At 42.6% G+C, this 19,225-nt stretch carries 15 protein-coding genes; 12 read left to right on the top strand and 3 right to left on the bottom strand.

Annotation, left to right across the window (positions count from 1 at the left end; all coding sequences use genetic code 11):
* The first annotated feature begins 27 nt into the window (after nt 1-27).
* Nucleotides 28-531: an RNA polymerase sigma factor gene (locus tag DWW10_RS18010; protein ID WP_021967203.1), complete on the top strand. Its 504-nt coding sequence runs from the start codon at nt 28-30 to the stop codon at nt 529-531.
* 305 nt (nt 532-836) lie between these two features.
* Complete coding sequence (locus tag DWW10_RS18005; RefSeq protein WP_022391929.1) at nt 837-2,612, top strand: biotin/lipoyl-binding protein; 1,776 nt, start codon at nt 837-839, stop codon at nt 2,610-2,612.
* A gap of 94 nt (nt 2,613-2,706) precedes the next feature.
* On the opposite strand, the gene DWW10_RS18000 is transcribed toward DWW10_RS18005, so the two are convergent.
* From DWW10_RS18000 to DWW10_RS17990, 3 genes are all read right to left on the bottom strand, one after another.
* A complete protein-coding gene (locus tag DWW10_RS18000; RefSeq protein WP_022391930.1) occupies nt 2,707-5,361 on the bottom strand; it encodes a PAS domain-containing hybrid sensor histidine kinase/response regulator in 2,655 nt (884 codons plus the stop codon).
* A gap of 39 nt (nt 5,362-5,400) precedes the next feature.
* A complete protein-coding gene (locus DWW10_RS17995; RefSeq protein WP_022391931.1) occupies nt 5,401-6,597 on the bottom strand; it encodes a glycosyltransferase family 2 protein in 1,197 nt (398 codons plus the stop codon).
* Between the two features lie 158 nt (nt 6,598-6,755).
* The gene (locus tag DWW10_RS17990) at nt 6,756-7,964 is read right to left on the bottom strand and encodes a BamA/TamA family outer membrane protein (RefSeq protein ID WP_118421670.1); all 1,209 of its coding nucleotides are present in this window, start codon (nt 7,962-7,964) and stop codon (nt 6,756-6,758) included.
* A gap of 335 nt (nt 7,965-8,299) precedes the next feature.
* On the opposite strand from DWW10_RS17990, the gene DWW10_RS17985 reads away from it, so the two are divergent.
* The 10 genes from DWW10_RS17985 (at nt 8,300) to DWW10_RS17940 (ending at nt 19,204) form a co-directional block, all read left to right on the top strand.
* Nucleotides 8,300-9,700, top strand: a complete 1,401-nt coding sequence (locus DWW10_RS17985; protein ID WP_022391933.1) for a C1 family peptidase — start codon at nt 8,300-8,302, stop codon at nt 9,698-9,700.
* Nucleotides 9,701-9,894: 194 nt separating this feature from the next.
* Complete coding sequence (locus DWW10_RS17980; RefSeq protein WP_182021461.1) at nt 9,895-11,406, top strand: Na(+)-translocating NADH-quinone reductase subunit A; 1,512 nt, start codon at nt 9,895-9,897, stop codon at nt 11,404-11,406.
* Nucleotides 11,407-11,438: 32 nt separating this feature from the next.
* Nucleotides 11,439-12,608 (top strand): NADH:ubiquinone reductase (Na(+)-transporting) subunit B, encoded by a 1,170-nt coding sequence (locus DWW10_RS17975; protein WP_118421572.1) that lies wholly within the window; start codon nt 11,439-11,441, stop codon nt 12,606-12,608.
* Nucleotides 12,609-12,622: 14 nt separating this feature from the next.
* Entirely contained in the window at nt 12,623-13,309 is a 687-nt protein-coding gene (locus DWW10_RS17970) for a Na(+)-translocating NADH-quinone reductase subunit C (protein ID WP_118421573.1), read from the top strand.
* Nucleotides 13,310-13,313: 4 nt separating this feature from the next.
* Nucleotides 13,314-13,949 (top strand): NADH:ubiquinone reductase (Na(+)-transporting) subunit D, encoded by a 636-nt coding sequence (locus DWW10_RS17965; protein WP_118295926.1) that lies wholly within the window; start codon nt 13,314-13,316, stop codon nt 13,947-13,949.
* 112 nt (nt 13,950-14,061) lie between these two features.
* The gene (nqrE, locus tag DWW10_RS17960) at nt 14,062-14,688 is read left to right on the top strand and encodes an NADH:ubiquinone reductase (Na(+)-transporting) subunit E (protein WP_007663369.1); all 627 of its coding nucleotides are present in this window, start codon (nt 14,062-14,064) and stop codon (nt 14,686-14,688) included.
* A gap of 19 nt (nt 14,689-14,707) precedes the next feature.
* On the top strand, nt 14,708-15,982 hold the full coding sequence (nqrF, locus tag DWW10_RS17955; protein ID WP_118220471.1) for an NADH:ubiquinone reductase (Na(+)-transporting) subunit F: 1,275 nt from the start codon (nt 14,708-14,710) through the stop codon (nt 15,980-15,982).
* Between the two features lie 109 nt (nt 15,983-16,091).
* Nucleotides 16,092-17,435: a DEAD/DEAH box helicase gene (locus tag DWW10_RS17950; protein ID WP_118421574.1), complete on the top strand. Its 1,344-nt coding sequence runs from the start codon at nt 16,092-16,094 to the stop codon at nt 17,433-17,435.
* A 274-nt stretch (nt 17,436-17,709) separates the two neighbouring features.
* Entirely contained in the window at nt 17,710-18,780 is a 1,071-nt protein-coding gene (gene serC / locus DWW10_RS17945; RefSeq protein WP_118421672.1) for a 3-phosphoserine/phosphohydroxythreonine transaminase, read from the top strand.
* A gap of 61 nt (nt 18,781-18,841) precedes the next feature.
* Nucleotides 18,842-19,204 (top strand): four helix bundle protein, encoded by a 363-nt coding sequence (locus tag DWW10_RS17940; protein ID WP_118421575.1) that lies wholly within the window; start codon nt 18,842-18,844, stop codon nt 19,202-19,204.
* Nucleotides 19,205-19,225: the final 21 nt, after the last annotated feature.

The following is a 19,225-nucleotide window of genomic DNA, read 5'->3' as shown; positions in this document are numbered from 1 at the left end:
ATTATTAACTATTTAAAAGAGCAAAGTATGAATACCTACAGTTTTAGGAAGGATTTGATTAGTGTGCAAGAAGAACTGCTTCGCTTTGCATATAAGTTGACAGCCGATAAAGAGGAGGCGAATGATTTATTGCAGGAAACCTCACTCAAAGCGTTGGATAACGAAGACAAGTACATGCCCGATACAAATTTCAAAGGGTGGATGTACACCATTATGCGGAATATCTTTATTAATAATTACCGCAGAATCGTTCGCGAACAAACTTTCGTGGACCAGACAGATAACCTTTATCATTTAAACCTGCCGCAAAACTCCGGTTTTGCAAGCGCCGAAGGAACTTATGATTTGAAAGAGATGCACCGCATTGTCAATTCATTACCCCGCGATTATAAAGTCCCCTTCTCCATGCACGTTTCCGGTTTCAAGTATCGTGAAATAGCCGATCGGCTCGGATTGCCTTTAGGAACTGTCAAAAGCCGCATATTCTTTACCCGCCAGCGGCTACAACAAGAATTGAAAGACTTTGTTTAAAAACTACAGGTTAGGCTGCGAGCTTGACTATGAGCCTCTTACAGTGTGATTCTGTAAATTAAGCCTATATGGCTTTAACCGAATAGCCCAGGGCAGTGCCCTGGGTATATTTATGTGTACGCATTGGTGAAGGTTGTTTGAATTGTGAAAAATGAAGTTGTACTTTCAATATGATATAAAACATAACTTTTATAACAAATATTTAGTGTATGTTTTTGACTATATGTTAGAATAAACCCTTATATTTGTACTTATTAAGTTAACTTACTAATTCATATATGTTAAACCGCTAACTACCGACTGCGATGAAAAAAGAAATTAAATTCAGTCTTGTTTACCGTGACATGTGGCAATCTTCCGGTAAATATCAACCTCGTGTAGACCAATTGGTACGTATCGCCCCCTTGATTATTGAAATGGGGTGTTTTGCCCGTGTGGAAACTAACGGAGGGGCTTTTGAACAAGTGAATCTGTTGTATGGCGAAAATCCCAACAAGGCCGTACGTGCTTTTACTAAACCTTTTAATGAAGCAGGTATACAGACACATATGCTGGATCGTGGTCTGAATGCTCTGCGTATGTATCCGGTACCTGCCGATGTACGTCGTTTGATGTATCATGTGAAGCATGCACAGGGGGTAGATATTACTCGTATTTTCTGTGGATTGAATGAAACGCGCAATATCATTCCTTCTATAAAATATGCATTGGAAGCAGGTATGATACCACAAGCTACACTGTGTATCACGCATTCGCCTGTACATACAGTGGAGTATTACGCTCATGTTGCTGATCAGCTGATTGAAGCCGGAGCACCCGAAATCTGTCTGAAAGATATGGCAGGTATCGGTCGTCCGGGTATGCTGGGGCGATTGACGAAAACAATTAAAGAGAGGCATCCGGAAGTGATCATTCAATATCATGGTCATAGTGGGCCGGGCCTGTCGATGGCATCTATTCTTGAAGTCTGTGAGAATGGAGCTGATATCATTGATGTAGCTATGGAACCGATGTCCTGGGGTAAAGTACATCCGGATGTGATTTCGGTGCAGGCTATGTTGAAAGATCTGGGTTTCCAGGTGCCGGACATCAATATGAAAGCCTATATGAAAGCGCGTGCCATGACGCAGGAATTTATAGATGATTTCCTGGGTTATTTCATGGATCCCACGAATAAACACATGTCCTCTTTGTTGCTGAAATGTGGACTTCCCGGTGGTATGATGGGTTCTATGATGGCGGATCTGAAGGGGGTACATTCAGGAATAAATATGATACTGAGAGGGAAAAACGAACCTGAACTTAGTATCGATGATTTACTGGTGATGCTTTTCGACGAAGTGGAATATGTATGGCCTAAATTAGGTTATCCACCACTGGTGACACCTTTCAGCCAGTATGTGAAGAATGTTGCGTTGATGAACGTTATGCAACTGGTGAAAGGTGAGGAGCGCTGGACGATGATAGATAATCATACTTGGGATATGATTCTGGGTAAGAGCGGACGTCTGCCGGGTGAACTGGATCCTGAGATTGTAGAACTCGCAAAGTCCAAAGGGTATGAGTTTGTAGATACAGATCCGCAGTTGAATTATCCGGATGCACTGGATGAGTTCCGGAAGGAAATGGATGATAATAGCTGGGAATATGGTGACGATGATGAAGAACTCTTTGAGTTAGCCATGCACGACCGCCAGTATCGTGACTATAAGTCAGGTGCTGCCAAGAAGCGTTTCGAGGATGAGTTACAACGTGCTAAGGATGCCGCCATGGTGAAAAATGGATATTCGGAAGAAGAAATAAAAAAACTGAAACGTGCCAAAGCTGACCCGATACTTGCTCCGGATAAAGGACAGGTACTGTGGGAAGTATCCGTTGAAGGTCCTTCTGTTGCTCCGTTCATCGGGCGTAAATACCAGCACGATGAAGTATTCTGCTACCTTTCCACTCCGTGGGGAGAATACGAGAAAATACCGACCGGATTTACCGGACGTGTCGTAGAGATATGTGCCAAGCAGGGTGATACTGTGAATAAGGGCGATGTGATCGCTTATATCCAGAGGAGCGATATTTTTGCGTAATTAGGGATTAGTGAGTGATTAGTGGTAAGTGATTAGTGATTAGCAGGCTGCGCTATGATGCCGCAGGAGCTAATCACTAATCACTTACCACTAATCACTTATTAACCCACTTTTTTATCGTCTCCTTTAGTACCTCCTGTGTGAAAGGTTTAGTCAGGAAATCGTTGCACCCCACTTCAAGTGCTGCTTTACGGTCATGATCATAGGCAAAAGCAGTCAGGGCGATGATGGGGACATCGGGTGATAGTTCACGGATGATTCTTGTTGCATCCAGTCCGCCGAGGTTCGGCATTTTCATATCCATCAGGATAATATCCGGGTTTAATTCCACAAACATATTGACGGCTTCCATTCCATCTTTGGCACGTTCCAAGTGATATTCTTTTCCTAAGATGGCTTTGATCAGGATATAATTACTGTCGGTATCTTCAGCTATCAGGATTGTTTTCATTAGAGAACTTTCAGGTGTAGCTTGACTCTTTTCAGTTGTTGTTTTTGGTTCATTGGTTGTCGATCCACTCTCTTCAAGTACAGTTTCAGACATTTCTTTTTCTTCCTCTTTGGCAATCTTTGCAGGCAGGTTAAAGGTGAAAGTAGTACCTTTCTCCAATTCGGAAGTCACGGAAATTGTTCCGCCCAGACGCTCAATGATGGTCTTGCAGATTGCTAATCCTAATCCTGTACCCTGTGCAAAATTGTTTGCTTTCACAAACCGTTCGAATACCTTTCCTATCTTTTCGGGAGTAATACCTGTTCCTGTATCAGTTACATGGAAAATGATATTATCCCCTTCTTGGTGGTATCCATAACTGATACTTCCATGAGTTGTGAATTTGAATGCATTTCCTATCAGGTTTGATATAACCTGGAAAATACGATTCTTGTCCGAATCGATGCGAATATCTTCATCCGAAGGTTCAAACACCAATTCAACACCGGAAGGACAACGGAACACATGGGCATCATGAATCTCTTTACAAAGCGGATGCAGACGGACGGGAGCAATGCTGAATTCAACAATTCCGGCTTCTATCTTCGATAAATCCAGTATCTCGTTGATGAGTTGCAGCAGACGTTCGTTGTTAGCTTCCACTATGTTGTAATATTCTTTGCGCTCCTCTGTATTTTCGCTTTCGGCGATGATGCGTGAGAAACCGACGATGGCATTGAGTGGCGTACGTATTTCATGACTCATATTGGCCAGGAAAGCCGATTTGAGCTGATCGGAAGTCTCCGCTTTTTCTTTGGCAACCATTAATTCCCGTTTCATCAGTTCCATGTCGGTGATGTCCCATTCTATATTCAACAAGATGGGGGAGAAGTCATTACTCTCTATCTTCATCTTCCGTTTGTCGAGGAAAAGGGGCTGCCCGGTACCATCACGTTCTTCTGCTATCCAGTGCATTTCCTGTCCAGTAGAAGCTATTTCGATGTCCTGACGGCGTTTTTCCTGTGCTATATCCAAAGGGTAGAAATCGAAGTCATCTTTCCCCAAGGCCTCTTGCATGGTAATTTCACGGTTGTACGACTCACGGTTGCGATATAAGTATTTAAAGCCGTTTTTGATGTCCTTTACGACAATGCCTGCGGGCAGATATTCAATGATCTTGTCCAATATCTGGTTAAAGCGTTTTATTTGCTGCTCGTGACTGATGCGTTGGGAAATATCCCGGCCGAATGCCCAGATCGTTCCTTCGCCTTCATCGCTGATAATACAATATGCATTGCCTTCATATGCCAGCACTTCGGGATAGAGTGGCAGAGGGTTGTACATAGTGACACTCTGTTTCTTGTCTCCATTCTTAATGGAAACAACCATCTTCTTCCACTCTTCTCTGTTGCGGGCATATGAACCGATATCATAAATCTTTAGTTGGGTGATGTCATCCGTATTGCTCAGATTATGGTGCTGTTTAAACTGGCGGTTAGCGAATATCAGCGTACCGTCTTCATGGGCGGCAAAGATGTCTTCCGTGGAATTATTGATGGCATGAGTCAGCAGGTTGATATCGTTTCGTCTTTGCTGGATATCCGTAATGTTCTGTATATATCCTTCCAGAGTGACATTGCCGTCTTTACAACGTTCACGGGTAAATGTCTTCAGACGGATATAGAAGACTTTTTTATCTAAGGAGATACGATAATCTATGCTTTCTTCCATATTTCCTTTCAGATTCTGAGAGAGCCAATTGTTGAAACTCTCTCTATCTTCAGGAAGAATAAGGTTTAGATAGTCGGATAGGGGAATATTCTGTTCTTCTTCCGTACACATGATACCTGTCTGACCTGCATAGCCAAATTTCTTAGTGCCGGTGTCATATATCCATCTGCCTATAAGGGCAGCTTTTTGTATCTCATACAGTTCCCGGTTTCTTCTTTCCAGTTCCAATTTGCGTTGGCTGCGTTCCGTTATGTCACGGTATTGGCATAATATCAGGTCGCCATAGGGCTGCATGATACATTTAAAGAAATAATTTCTACCTCGTAGTGAGAGTTCGTAATTACGGGTTGATTTTGTTTTCCGGAGCAAGACTTTTTTGAATTCCGGATAAAACTCACGGTATGTACTGGGGGGTAACAGGGCAAGTAAATTCTTGCCGAGTAGCCTTTCCTCTTTTATGAACCATAAATCTACATTATGGATGGCTATATCTACACATACACCGTCTTTGTCCATGAGTATCAGTGTATCTGATACCATGTTCAATAGCTTTTCGGAGTTATCTGTGTCTTTCAGTATGCTTTTCATGTCTTTCTGTGTATTTAGATTTGTTGTTGGGCAGAGGTTTTATTGTCCTGCCCTTCGTGCTTTTTCCCAAGCTCCGCTACTGTTGCCTTTGCGTTTACTCAGGTATCGGAATCCCCTTATTACATTGACGTTCATAAAGAGGAAGTAATAAGGAATAAAGAGTATTTTGTTTTTGATATGCTTTCTTGAGAGGATATATCCCCAGATGCCCATTAGGTAAAATAGGATCTGCAGTCCTAAAATGACGGCATAGAATAGCGGACAACTGCTGGTAAAGAGTAATATAACGTTAAGGGGGAGCAGTAAGAATAAGAGGATAGGAGTGATAGACCATCGCAGAACACGATGGGATACATATTGGAAATTAAGCCAGCCATAGCGGAATGGATTCAATAATGGACGCAATCGCCAGATAGACTGTAATCCTCCGGCTGCGATGCGTACTTTGCGTTTTTCTTCTTCCTGCATATCGGCAGAGCCACCCTCAGTGGCATAAGCAGCAACGCAATAAGCGATGGTGTAACCGCGCATAGCTATACGAAGGGAGAGGATGAAATCATCGAGTAAGGTATCCGTTCTCATGTCTTCGAACAAATCGCTGCGTACAGCGAACAGCTCTCCGGCAGCTCCTACGGCTGAATAAAGGCGTGAATCGAGTGCTTTCAAAGTCGACTCATATTTCCAGTAAATGCCTTCTCCACCTGAAGCAGCATTATCTTTGCTTTGTACGGCAATACGTTTTTCGCCAGCCACACAACCTACCTTGGGATTGACAAAGGCATGAACGATTTCACGCAGAGCTTCCCGGTTCAGGTGTGTATTGGCATCGGTGAATATGACGAGTGGCGTTTTGACAAACTTCATTCCCCGGTTGAGGGCAGCGGTTTTTCCCTGCCGTTGGGGCTGATGGAGTACGGTGGCCTGAGGCCAACGTGAGAGGCGTTCATTGGTATGGTCGTTACTGCCATCGGTTACCCAGAATATTTGCAGTTTCTCTGCAGGATAGTCTAAATCCAGACAGTTCTGCATTTTTTCGTCTACAACGTCTTCTTCGTTGTAAGCTGCAATAAAGAGTGTGAGTTCGGGCAGCTTTTCATCAGGAGGCATGGGGTAGTGGATCGGCTTACGGAAAGTTTCCTTTATCTTAACCAGGATGTATAATACAATTCCATATCCTATATAAGTGTAGAATACGATAAAAAGGCTTATCCAGAATAATATCTCGAAAGTTCTCATTATGAAGTTGTTTAAGGTAAACAAATAATAATGCTCAAAAGTATGGATAATCTTTTACTGATGCAAGAAAAGGGGAGGATTTATGATTTATAATTTATGATTTATGCTTCATGATAAATCATAAATTATAAATCATAAATCTCGAAATAAAATATAAATCAAAACGCTTCTGTCATATTGAAATAAAACAGCGTTTGGTTGTTGACTGTGTTTTTACCCAAATCAAGACGTACATTCATACGGGGCTGCACTTCAATACGTAATCCAACACCGTAGTTGGGAAGTACACCTTCTATCTTGCCGGGAGTGGGGCCCATGAATCCGCAACCCGTCCAGGCTACGAAACCTATATGGTTGAGCATACGCTTCAGCCAGGTACTCTTATCGGTATTTATCATCTGGCGATACTCCGCCATGACCACATGGGAAGACTTGTCACGATATTGTCCCATATAATAACCACGCAGGTCGAAAGGAGTTCCGGTAAGCATGTATTGTGTCAAAGGTACATTTCCAAACACATTTTTAGTTTGTGCGGTCCAGGCGATGACCTTACGTTTGCCGACAGTCTTATATTGACGATAGTCTATCTCCAGGCGATAAAAGTTTTCATCGCTCCCGAGAAATTTGGTATACATCATTCCACGAAAATCGAGGTACATGCCCGAGTAGGCATTGGAGGGAATATCACGGCTGTCGTAAGTCAGCAGAAAACCAAGTCCGGAATTGAAATTCTTGTAACCTTTCTCGGTACCTCCGGCTGCCTTGTAGGACGGTTCGTCTACCAGATATTTGGCAGGTTCTGTAATATCGTCATAGTTGATGTCTATCTGTGGTCCGGCAAATATATTGCTGTTGCCTAAGCGGAAAAGGAACCAGGGATTGAACTGGATACCACTGTAGCGGTATTGGCTGGTGCTGTCGCTACGAACATAATTCTTATTTGTACCGTAGCCCAGACCGTAGAAATTATCTTCTGTGTTCTTATAAGCAAACTTTCCGAAGATGCGGAAACGGTCACCTTTAAAAAAGAGTTGAGGCTTGGAAAAGAGGTTGATACCACCATTGAACAAGAAAGCGATGGCTACGGGAACCACGGAACGTAACTGTGTAGTGTCACTGGGATTCATGCGGAAAGTCATCAAAGCACTGCCACCAAGTACTGCACCAAAATCGGGAGTATAACTCGGACCACCCAAAATATTATAATGCAAGTTTCGTTTTGCTACTTTTTGTTTACGCAATTCACGCTTAGTCAATGCAGGAGTCGTATCGTTGCCAGTAATAATCAAATTCATTCCTTCCTGAGCGGAAAGTGCTGTTACTGAAAGCAGTAACGTAATAATACCTATTATATATCTTTTCATATCATACGAATGAGGGTGCAAAGAAAACTAATAAATTTGAATTAGTTTTCAATTCAAAAGACAATAAATCTAAAGATTTTACTAAAAGTTTCAAAAAAGCCATTAATTTTGCATCTAATCAAAGAGCTGACAGTGGGAATTGCCAATGGCCTTTTTTCGAAGTATCGGACATTTAGATCAATATAAGACCATCCCCGTACCCGGTCCGTGTCTGGTCCATACCAAAGCCGTACCAAGTCCAAGTTCTTAGACACGGAGCAAGTACGGACTTGATAGGTGGCAGGCCTGTAGAAGACAGGAAAAATAGACCAATTACTATACAAACCATATGTATTATGAATAAACGAATTTTATCAGTTTTTGTTTTCAGTGCCGCTTTATTTTCCATGCAGGCACAAGACCGAAAAGGGGGAATCAGCGAAACTATGCTGAACCAGATTAAACAGAGCTATCAAGGCACCACTGCCGATAAGGCTCTACGTAATGCCATCGGAAACAATGACATTCGTAAACTTGCACTGAATCAGGAGAATCTGACAGGAATGGATACTCATTTTTCTGTGAAGGTAAACTCCAAGGGAATTACAGATCAGAAGTCGTCCGGACGTTGCTGGCTCTTCACCGGACTGAACGTGATGCGTGCCAAGACTATTGCCAAATATGATTTTCAATCTTTTGAATTTTCGGAGATTTACCCTTTCTTCTGGGATCAACTGGAGAAAGCCAATCTTTTTCTGCAAGGCATTATCGACACCCGTGAAAAACCTATGAGCGACAAAACAGTGGAATGGCTTTTTCAACATCCTTTGAGTGATGGAGGAACATTTACGGGAGTTGCCGATATTGTCAGCAAATACGGTCTGGTGCCTAAAGAAGCTATGCCGGAAACCAATAGCAGTGATAATACTTCGCGTATGGCAAACCTGGTTTCTTTGAAATTGAAGGAATACGGCTTGCAATTGCGTGACCTTGCTGCTAAAGGAGCAAAACCGGCAGCATTGGATAAAGAGAAAACAACGATGCTCGGTACTATCTATCGTATGTTGGTGCTGAATCTGGGTGTTCCACCTACAGAGTTCGATTATGTACGTAAGGATGCCAAGGGCAATCCTGCGGAGACCGAACATCACACTCCGATGTCTTTCCTGAAGAAATATGGTGATGAGAATCTGCTGGGTAATTATGTGATGGTAATGAACGACCCTTCCCGTGAATACTACAAATGCTATGAGATAGACTATGATCGCCACCGTTACGACGGTAAAAACTGGACATATGTAAACCTGCCTGTAGAAGATATCAAAGAAATGGCTATTGCTTCTTTGAAAGACAGTACCATGATGTATTTCTCTTGTGATGTGGGTAAGTTCCTGAATTCCGAACGTGGTTTGCTCGATGTGAAGAACTATGATTACGAATCGCTTATGGGCACTACTTTCAATATGGATAAGAAACAACGTATCCAGACTTTTTCCAGCGGTTCTTCTCATGCCATGACTCTTATGGCGGTAGATTTGAATAAGGACGGAAAGCCTGTGAAGTGGATGGTGGAAAATAGCTGGGGGCCTGCAAGCGGTTATCAGGGGCATTTGATCATGACGGATGAATGGTTTGATGAATATATGTTCCGTCTGGTTTTGGAAACTAAGTATGTGCCTGCTAAGGTAATGGATATATTCAAACAGAAGCCTATTCGTCTGCCGGCTTGGGATCCGATGTTTGCGGAAGAAGATTAAACAATATTTATTTTCATAGCAGGGAATTAATACCCGGTCAACAAGAGGTTAAGAGTTTGTCAGCAAGAAGTTAATTCCTTGTCGACAAACTCTTAACTTCTTGTAATGCTTTAATAACCAAATAGTATGGGTGATTTCTTTTTCTTGACTATATAGGTAGGGATATTGCGGAAAGAGAGAGGATGTTGTGAAGGATGCTTGAGAAGCTGTTGATCGCCCTTGTTGCTATCGTGTTCGTTAACGAAAGGAATTACGGAAATTTCTCCGTAATTCCTTTTGTTTTTGCTCTTTATTCACGTTCTTTTTTGCTACTTTTGCGGCAAATTAATGAAACCATTATTTTATATAAACGCATGGCAAATGTAATTAAGTTACGTAAAGGCCTTGACATCAACCTGAAAGGTAAAGCCTCTCAAGAGTTAATGTCTGTAAAAGAACCGGGATTCTACGCATTGGTTCCCGATGATTTTACGGGTGTCACTCCGAAAGTGGTAGTCAAAGAACAGGAATATGTGATGGCCGGAGGACCCTTGTTTATCGACAAGAATCATCCTGAATTGAAATTTGTTTCGCCCGTTAGCGGCGTAGTGACAAGTGTGGAGCGCGGCGCACGCCGTAAAGTGCTGAACATTGTCGTTGAAGCTGCAGCCGAGCAAGACTATGAAGAATTCGGTAAGAAAGACGTGAATGCCCTGAATGGCGAGTCGGTAAAAGCTGCATTGCTGGAAGCCGGTATGTTTGCGTTCATCCGTCAGCGCCCCTATGATGTGATTGCTGATCCGACGATGTATCCGAAAGCTATCTTTGTTTCGGCCTTCGACAGTAACCCGCTGGCACCTGATTTTGAATTCGCCCTGAAAGGCGAGGAAGCAAACTTCCAAACAGGATTGGACGCTCTTTCCAAAATGGCAAAGACGTATTTAAGTATTAGTGTAAAACAAAAGGCAGCAGCGTTGACGCAAGCCAAGAATGTAACGATTACCGCATTTGACGGACCGAATCCGGCCGGCAATGTAGGCGTACAGATTAACCATATTTCACCTGTTGTGAAAGGTGAAACCGTATGGACAATTGGTGCGGAGGCTGTTATATTCATCGGACGTCTGTTCAATACAGGTCGTGTGGACATGACACGCAAAGTTGCTGTAACAGGTTCCGAAGTGTTGAAACCTGCTTACTGTAAACTGAAAGTCGGTGCTCTGCTGACAAACGTATTCAGTGGAAACGTGACTACCGGTAGAGATTTACGCTACATCAGTGGTAATGTACTTACAGGTAAAAAAGTGAATCCGAACGGTTTTCTTGGCGCTTTTGACAGCCAGTTGACAGTGATTCCCGAAGGTGACGATATTCACGAAATGCTGGGCTGGATTATGCCGCGTTTCAATCAGTTCAGTGTGAACCGTTCTTATTTCAGTTGGTTGCTGGGTAATAATAAGGAATATGTGCTTGATGCCCGTATCAAAGGTGGTGAACGTCATATGATCATGTCTAATGAGTACGATAAAGTATTCCCGATGGACATCTTCCCTGAATATCTGGTAAAAGCTATCATAGCAGGTGATATTGACCGTATGGAAGCTTTGGGTATTTATGAGGTAGCTCCCGAGGATTTTGCCCTTTGCGAATTCGTATGTTCTTCGAAGGTAGAAGTTCAACGCATTGTTCGTGCAGGGCTTGACATGCTCCGTGCTGAAATGGCCTAATTCAATTAAAAATCAAGAATTAAAAATTAAAGATGAAAGCGTTAAGAAATTATCTCGACAAGATAAAGCCGAACTTTGAAGAGGGCGGCAAATTCCACGCATTCCAGTCTGTGTTCGACGGATTCGAAACATTCCTGTTCGTCCCCAGCACGACTTCGAAATCGGGAACGCATATTCACGACGCTATCGACAGCAAGCGCATTATGTCGATGGTGGTCATTGCGTTGGTACCGGCGTTGCTGTTCGGTATGTATAACGTAGGTTACCAGCATTTCACGAATACCGGTGCTACGGGTAGCTTCATTGAAATGTTTGCCTACGGTTTTCTGGCTGTATTGCCTAAAATCATTGTTTCTTATGTAGTAGGTTTGGGTATTGAGTTCGTTGTGGCTCAATGGAAGAAAGAAGAAATCCAGGAAGGTTTTCTTGTTTCCGGTATTCTTATCCCTATGATTGTTCCGGTAGACTGCCCGCTGTGGATTCTGGCGGTGGCTACTGCATTCGCCGTAATTTTTGCAAAGGAAGTATTCGGTGGTACAGGTATGAACGTATTCAACGTTGCCTTGATCACTCGTGCATTCCTTTTCTTTGCATATCCTACGAAGATGTCCGGTGATGCTGTTTGGGTATCAGGTGACACAATATTCGGTCTGGGACAAGCTGTTGACGGATTGACCGTAGCTACTCCGCTCGGTGCTGCTGCCACTTCGGGGGCTGTGCCGCCATTCTCCTGGGATATGGTGACGGGATTGATACCGGGTTCTATCGGTGAGACCAGTGTGATTGCTATTGCTTTGGGTGCTATCCTGTTGCTGGCAACGGGTATTGCAAGTTGGAAAACAATGTTTTCTGTATTTGTAGGTGGTGCGTTCATGGCTTGGATATTCAATACTGTTGGTCCTGACACTGCTATGGCTCATATGCCTTGGTACGAACACCTGGTACTGGGTGGTTTCTGCTTCGGTGCCGTATTCATGGCTACCGACCCTGTAACTTCGGCACGTACCGAGACGGGTAAATATATCTTCGGTTTCCTGATTGGTGTTATGGCAATCGTGATCCGTGTACTGAACCCCGGTTATCCCGAAGGTATGATGCTTGCCATCCTGCTGATGAACATCTTCGCTCCGCTGATTGACTACTGTGTAGTACAAGGTAATATCAGCCGTCGCGAGAAACGTGCAATTAAGTCTAACAATTAAAATACCGTAAGAAAATGAATACCAATAGTAATAGTTATACTATCATTTATGCTTCGGTAATGGTTGTTATCGTTGCATTCTTGCTGGCATTCGTTAGTTCCTCTCTGAGAACTATTCAGAATAAGAATGTGGAACTGGATACGAAGAAGCAAATACTCGCTGCATTGAAAATCAAAGATGTGAAAGATGCTGAAGCTGAGTATAATAAATATGTAAAAGGAGATATGCTGATGAATGTAGACGGTACTTTGACTGAGAATACCGGAGCATTTGCTACTGGCTACGAGAAAGAAGCTAAAGAATACCAACGCCTGCACGTATTCGTAGCAGAAGTGAATGGAGAGAAGAAATATGTATTCCCTGTTTATGGTGCCGGTCTTTGGGGTGCTATTTGGGGATATGTTGCACTGAACAGCGATAAGGATACTGTTTATGGTGTCTATTTCTCTCATGCCAGTGAAACTCCGGGTTTGGGTGCTGAAATCGCCGGACAACACTTTCAGGATGAGTTCCTGGGTAAGAAGACCATGGAAAATGGTGAAGTAGCCCTGGGCGTCGTGAAGAACGGCAAGGTAGATAAACCTGATTATCAGGTGGATGGTATCTCCGGCGGTACGATTACTTCTGTAGGTGTAGATGCCATGCTGAAAGCTTGTCTGAATAGTTACAAGAGTTTTTTAACCAATAATGATGAGGAATAAGGATATGGGACAGTTATTTTCAAAGAAAAATAGAGAAGTATTCTCAACTCCGCTGGGCATGAACAACCCTGTTACCGTACAGGTACTGGGTATTTGTTCCGCACTGGCTGTAACTGCCAAACTGGAACCCGCCATCGTAATGGGTCTTTCGGTAACAGTGATTACGGCTTTTGCCAATGTGGTTATTTCACTGTTGCGCAAGACTATCCCCAACCGTATCCGTATCATCGTTCAGTTGGTTGTGGTAGCTGCTTTGGTAACCATTGTGAGTGAAATATTGAAAGCGTTTGCTTATGACGTAAGTGTACAGCTTTCTGTTTATGTAGGTTTGATCATTACAAACTGTATCCTGATGGGACGTCTGGAAGCATTTGCCATGCAGAACGGTCCGTGGGAATCTTGCCTGGATGGTATAGGTAATGGTTTGGGATATGCTAAGATTTTGATTATTGTGGCTTTCTTCCGTGAACTGTTAGGTTCAGGTACATTGCTCGGCTTCAATATCCTGAACCATGAATGGCTGACAAACTTGGGTTATGTGAACAATGGCTTGATGCTGATGCCGCCGATGGCTTTGATCATCTGTGCTTGCATCATTTGGTATCAACGTGCTCGCCACAAAGAATTGCAAGAAAAGTAAGTTTAATAATTGTGAATGATAAATAATGAATGATGAATGGCTGTGCAGCACAAAGGCTCGTACATTCTCTAAATTCATAATTAATAATTCATAATTCATAATTAATTAAAGCATGGAACATTTAATAAGTTTATTTGTCCGCTCCATATTTGTGGACAACATGATATTTGCATTCTTCCTGGGTATGTGCTCTTACTTAGCTGTATCCAAGAATGTGAAGACTGCTGTAGGACTGGGTATCGCCGTAACTTTCGTATTGGTGGTTACGCTTCCGGTCAACTATTTATTGCAGACCAAGGTGCTGGCTGCCAATGCTATCATTGATGGCGTTGACCTCAGCTTCCTGAGTTTTATCCTTTTTATTGCCGTAATTGCCGGTATCGTGCAGTTGGTAGAGATGGTTGTGGAACGTTTTAGTCCTTCTCTCTACGCTTCACTGGGTATCTTCCTGCCGCTGATTGCTGTAAACTGTGCCATCATGGGTGCTTCTCTGTTCATGCAGCAGCGCATCAATGTAGGTGAGAGTGATCCGAAATACATCGGTGACATTTGGGATGCCATCTCTTATGCGTTGGGTTCCGGTATTGGTTGGTTACTGGCCATTGTAGGCCTGGCAGCTATCCGTGAAAAAATGGCTTACTCTGACGTACCCGATGCGCTGAAAGGTTTGGGTATCACGTTCATTACAGTAGGTCTGATGGCAATGGCATTCATGTGTTTCTCTGGTTTGAACATCTAATAAAGAAAGGAATAAAACAATGGATATGAATTTAATATTAGCGAGCATTGGAGTATTCCTGGTGGTTATTCTGCTGCTTGTCGTTATCCTGCTGGTTGCCAAAAATTTCCTGGTACCCTCAGGTAATGTAAAACTGACTATAAATGGTGACAATGTACTGGATGTGGAGTCTGGTGCTACGTTGCTGAATACATTGTCTGTGAATGGAGTATTCCTTTCTTCCGCTTGTGGTGGTAAGGGTTCTTGCGGACAGTGTAAATGCCAGGTACTGGATGGTGGCGGTGAAATTCTGCCGTCTGAGGTTCCTCATTTTAGCCGTAAACAAGTACAGGATCACTGGCGTCTGGGCTGTCAGGTGAAAGTAAAGAGCGATATGGCTATCAAGATTGATGAGTCTGTGCTTGGTGTAAAAGAGTGGGAGTGCGAAGTTATCTCCAACAAGAACGTGGCTACGTTCATCAAAGAGTTCATCGTTGCGTTGCCTAAGGGCGAACACATGGACTTTATCCCGGGCTCTTATGCGCAGATCAAGATTCCTAAATACTCAATGGACTATAACAAGGACATTGATAAGAGTCTGATTGGTGATGAGTACTTGCCTGCATGGGAAAAATTCGGTTTGTTCACATTGAAGTGTGACAATAATGAAGAAACGATCCGTGCTTATTCTATGGCTAACTATCCGGCAGAAGGTGACCGTATCATGTTGACGGTACGTATCGCAACTCCGCCGTTCAAGCCGAAAGATCAGGGACAAGGCTTTATGGATGTGCCTGCAGGTATCGCTTCTTCTTATATCTTCACTTTGAAACCGGGTGATAAGGTAATCATGAGTGGTCCTTACGGAGACTTCCACCCGATATTCGACTCTAAGAAGGAAATGATGTGGATTGGTGGTGGTGCCGGTATGGCTCCGTTGCGTGCACAAATCATGCACTTGACGAAGACATTGCATACTACTGACCGTAAGATGACTTACTTCTACGGTGCACGTGCCTTGAACGAAGTTTTCTATCTGGAAGACTTCCTGCAAATCGAGAAGGATTTCCCGAACTTTACGTTCCACTTGGCGTTAGACCGTCCGGATCCCGCAGCAGATGCAGCAGGCGTGAAGTATACTCCGGGCTTTGTGCATCAGGTAATTTACAATACATACCTGAAAGACCATGAAGCTCCTGAAGATATTGAATATTACATGTGTGGTCCTGGCCCGATGTCAAAGGCTGTTGAGAATATGCTCGACGATCTTGGTGTTCCGGCTCAGAACTTGATGTTCGATAACTTCGGCGGATAAAATTAGGCAAGGTTTATAAAAAACTTCGATATTTGTAGAAACTCCTGCAAGGCTACGGCTACGCAGGAGTTTTTTTGTTATCTTTGACCCGTGATCGAAAAAGAATGTTATGGAAATTCAGGATATACTGCGTAATTTGCAAATAGAACAACTCACCCCGATGCAGGAGGCAACTCGGGAGGCTTATCATGAAAATAAAGATTTGGTGCTACTCTCACCTACAGGTTCGGGTAAAACACTGGCTTTTCTTCTCCCTTTGGTACAATCATTAAAGACGAATGTGCAAGGTGTACAGGCCGTTGTGTTGGTACCTTTGCGGGAACTGGCATTGCAAATTGAAACTGTATTTAAATCCATGGGAACTCCCTTTAAGGCTATGAGTTGTTATGGTGGCCGTCCTGCTATGGAGGAACATAGGACGATGAAAGGTATCAATCCTTCAGTCATTATCGGTACACCGGGGCGAATGAACGATCATTTGAGAAAAGAGAATTTTGATGCGGGTACTGTTACTACATTAGTAATAGATGAGTTTGATAAATGTCTTGAATTTGGTTTTCATGACGAGATGGCGGAAGTTATCGGACAGTTGCCTTCATTAAAAAAGCGTATATTACTTTCAGCTACAGATGCCGAAGAAATTCCACAATTTGCCGGAGTGGGAGGGGATTCCCAATCTTCAGTCTCCGGTTCTCAACTGGTTAAGCTTAATTTTCTTGATCCCGAGGCTCTTGCCCCTCGTTTGAAGTTACATAAAGTCGTTTCTCCCGAAAAAGATAAGCTGGAAACGCTGTACAATTTGCTTTGTACGCTTGGTTATCATTCCACTCTTGTATTTTGTAACTATCGTGATAGTGTGGAGCGCGTCACCGGATACCTGCAAGCTAAGAAGTTCCCGTGTGATATGTTTCATGGGGGTATGGAACAACCTGACCGTGAGCGGGCACTCTATAAATTCCGCAATGGTAGTTGTTCAGTATTGATTTCTACCGATCTTGCTGCCCGCGGACTGGATATTCCGGGCATCGAAAATGTGGTGCATTATCATCCTCCCGTGAATGAAGAAGCCTACACTCATCGTAATGGGCGTACGGCACGCTGGGAGGCATCAGGAAACGCCTATTTGATTCTGCATGAAGAAGAATTTGTACCGGAATATATTTCTGACGATATTGAAACTTACGAATTTCCGGAGGTACTTCCTAAGCCTGCTAAACCTCGTTGGGCTACCTTATATATAGGTAAAGGAAAAAAAGATAAATTGAATAAAATCGATATTGTAGGTTTTCTATATAAAAAAGGTGGAATGACACGTGAAGACGTCGGACAGGTAGATGTGAAAGAACATTATGCTTTTGTAGCTGTGCGCCGTAGCAAAATAAAGCAATTGCTCACACTGATACGTGGTGAAAAAATCAAAGGAATAAAGACGATAATAGAGGAGGCCAAGTAAGTTTTCTTATAAATATTCACTTTATTTGCACATAATCTTCTGAATATAAAGTAATAAATCCTCAATACTTTTAGTTTCTCTAAAAGTATTGTTCTTGATAAGTATGGATAACAAAATGGTGCATATATCCTGTATAAACCATTAAAAAGTAAGCTAAATGCGCTATTAAAATGGAATTTCATTATGAAAGGTTTGTTTTAAAGAAATATTTCCGTAATTTCGCAAGGTCTAAAGACACTAATGAACGAAATTGTATAACCAAAACAAACTTCAAATGAAAAAGCATAATTTCAATGCAGGACCTTCTATTCTTCCTCGTGAGGTGATTGAGGATACGGCAAAAGCTATTCTCGATTTCAATGGTTCAGGCCTCTCACTGATGGAAATCAGCCACCGTGCTAAAGACTTTCAACCCGTTGTGGATGAAGCTGTAGCATTATTCAAAGAATTACTTAATATCCCTGAAGGGTATTCGGTACTGTTCTTGGGCGGTGGTGCCAGTTTGGAATTCTGCATGGTACCCTTCAACTTCCTTGAAAAGAAAGCTGCTTACCTGAATACAGGTGTATGGGCCAAAAAAGCCATGAAAGAAGCCAAAGCATTCGGTGAAGTAGTTGAAGTCGCTTCTTCCGCTGAATCTACTTATACTTATATTCCGAAGGACTATACAGTACCTGCTGATGCTGATTATTTCCACATCACAACCAACAACACTATTTATGGTACTGAACTTAAGGAAGATTTGAATGTAAACGTTCCGATGATTGCCGATATGTCTTCTGATATTTTCTCCCGTCCTATCGACGTGTCTAAATATATTTGTATCTATGGTGGTGCACAGAAGAATCTGGCTCCTTCCGGTGTTACATTTGTTATCGTGAAGAATGACGCTTTGGGTAAAGTATCCCGTTATATTCCGACAATGTTGAACTATCAGACACATATTGATAACGGTTCTATGTTCAATACTCCTCCGGTTGTTCCAATCTATGCTGCACTGCAGACTTTACGTTGGATCAAGGCACAGGGTGGTGTGAAAGAAATGGAACGTCGTGCTACTGAAAAGGCAGATATGCTGTATGCTGAAATCGACCGTAACAAAATGTTCGTAGGTACAGCTGCTAAAGAAGACCGTTCACGCATGAACATCTGTTTCGTGATGGCTCCTGAATACAAAGACCTGGAAGCTGACTTCATGAAGTTTGCAACAGAAAGAGGCATGGTGGGTATCAAGGGACACCGTTCAGTTGGCGGATTCCGTGCATCTTGTTATAATGCTATGCCGAAAGAAAGCGTACAGGCTTTGATTGACTGCATGCAGGAATTTGAAGCGTTGCACGCTTAATGATGAATTATGAATTATAAATGATGAATGGTTCGTATTATCGGACCATTCTCTTTTATATATGAAAGATAATATCATTAAGCAGAAAAGTTTCTTATTTGCAGTTCGCATCATAAAGCTATATAAATATTTAAATAACGAACATAAAGAATATGTTTTGAGTAAGCAGATGCTTCGTTCGGGTACTTCTATTGGTGCCAATGTTCGAGAAGCTCTGAATGAGGAATCAAAATCAGACTTTGTTCATAAATTAGGCATAGCACAGAAGGAAGCTGATGAGACTATGTATTGGTTAGAACTCTTGAATGAGACTGAATTTTTGAAACCACATGAATTTGAGTCAATGTCTGCCGATTGTATAGAACTCATAAAATTATTGCGCTCTATCGTTATCACCGCCAAAGCCTCAATTCATAATTCATAATTTATAATTCATAATTAAATT

Origin of the sequence: Bacteroides intestinalis (assembly GCF_003464595.1) — a bacterium.
Taxonomy (GTDB): domain Bacteria; phylum Bacteroidota; class Bacteroidia; order Bacteroidales; family Bacteroidaceae; genus Bacteroides; species Bacteroides intestinalis_A.
This window is presented reverse-complemented; position numbering and strand designations above follow the sequence as displayed.

Coding starts and splice junctions, on each gene's coding strand:
- DWW10_RS17975 (WP_118421572.1), top strand. CDS start 11,439: ATGAAAGCGTTAAGAAATTATCTCGACAAGATAAAGCCGAACTTTGAA.
- DWW10_RS17950 (WP_118421574.1), top strand. CDS start 16,092: ATGGAAATTCAGGATATACTGCGTAATTTGCAAATAGAACAACTCACC.
- DWW10_RS17980 (WP_182021461.1), top strand. CDS start 9,895: ATGCTTGAGAAGCTGTTGATCGCCCTTGTTGCTATCGTGTTCGTTAAC.
- DWW10_RS17940 (WP_118421575.1), top strand. CDS start 18,842: ATGAAAGATAATATCATTAAGCAGAAAAGTTTCTTATTTGCAGTTCGC.
- nqrE (WP_007663369.1), top strand. CDS start 14,062: ATGGAACATTTAATAAGTTTATTTGTCCGCTCCATATTTGTGGACAAC.
- DWW10_RS18010 (WP_021967203.1), top strand. CDS start 28: ATGAATACCTACAGTTTTAGGAAGGATTTGATTAGTGTGCAAGAAGAA.
- DWW10_RS17965 (WP_118295926.1), top strand. CDS start 13,314: ATGGGACAGTTATTTTCAAAGAAAAATAGAGAAGTATTCTCAACTCCG.
- serC (WP_118421672.1), top strand. CDS start 17,710: ATGAAAAAGCATAATTTCAATGCAGGACCTTCTATTCTTCCTCGTGAG.
- DWW10_RS17985 (WP_022391933.1), top strand. CDS start 8,300: ATGAATAAACGAATTTTATCAGTTTTTGTTTTCAGTGCCGCTTTATTT.
- DWW10_RS17995 (WP_022391931.1), bottom strand. CDS start 6,597: ATGAGAACTTTCGAGATATTATTCTGGATAAGCCTTTTTATCGTATTC.
- DWW10_RS18000 (WP_022391930.1), bottom strand. CDS start 5,361: ATGAAAAGCATACTGAAAGACACAGATAACTCCGAAAAGCTATTGAAC.
- DWW10_RS17990 (WP_118421670.1), bottom strand. CDS start 7,964: ATGAAAAGATATATAATAGGTATTATTACGTTACTGCTTTCAGTAACA.
- nqrF (WP_118220471.1), top strand. CDS start 14,708: ATGGATATGAATTTAATATTAGCGAGCATTGGAGTATTCCTGGTGGTT.
- DWW10_RS17970 (WP_118421573.1), top strand. CDS start 12,623: ATGAATACCAATAGTAATAGTTATACTATCATTTATGCTTCGGTAATG.
- DWW10_RS18005 (WP_022391929.1), top strand. CDS start 837: ATGAAAAAAGAAATTAAATTCAGTCTTGTTTACCGTGACATGTGGCAA.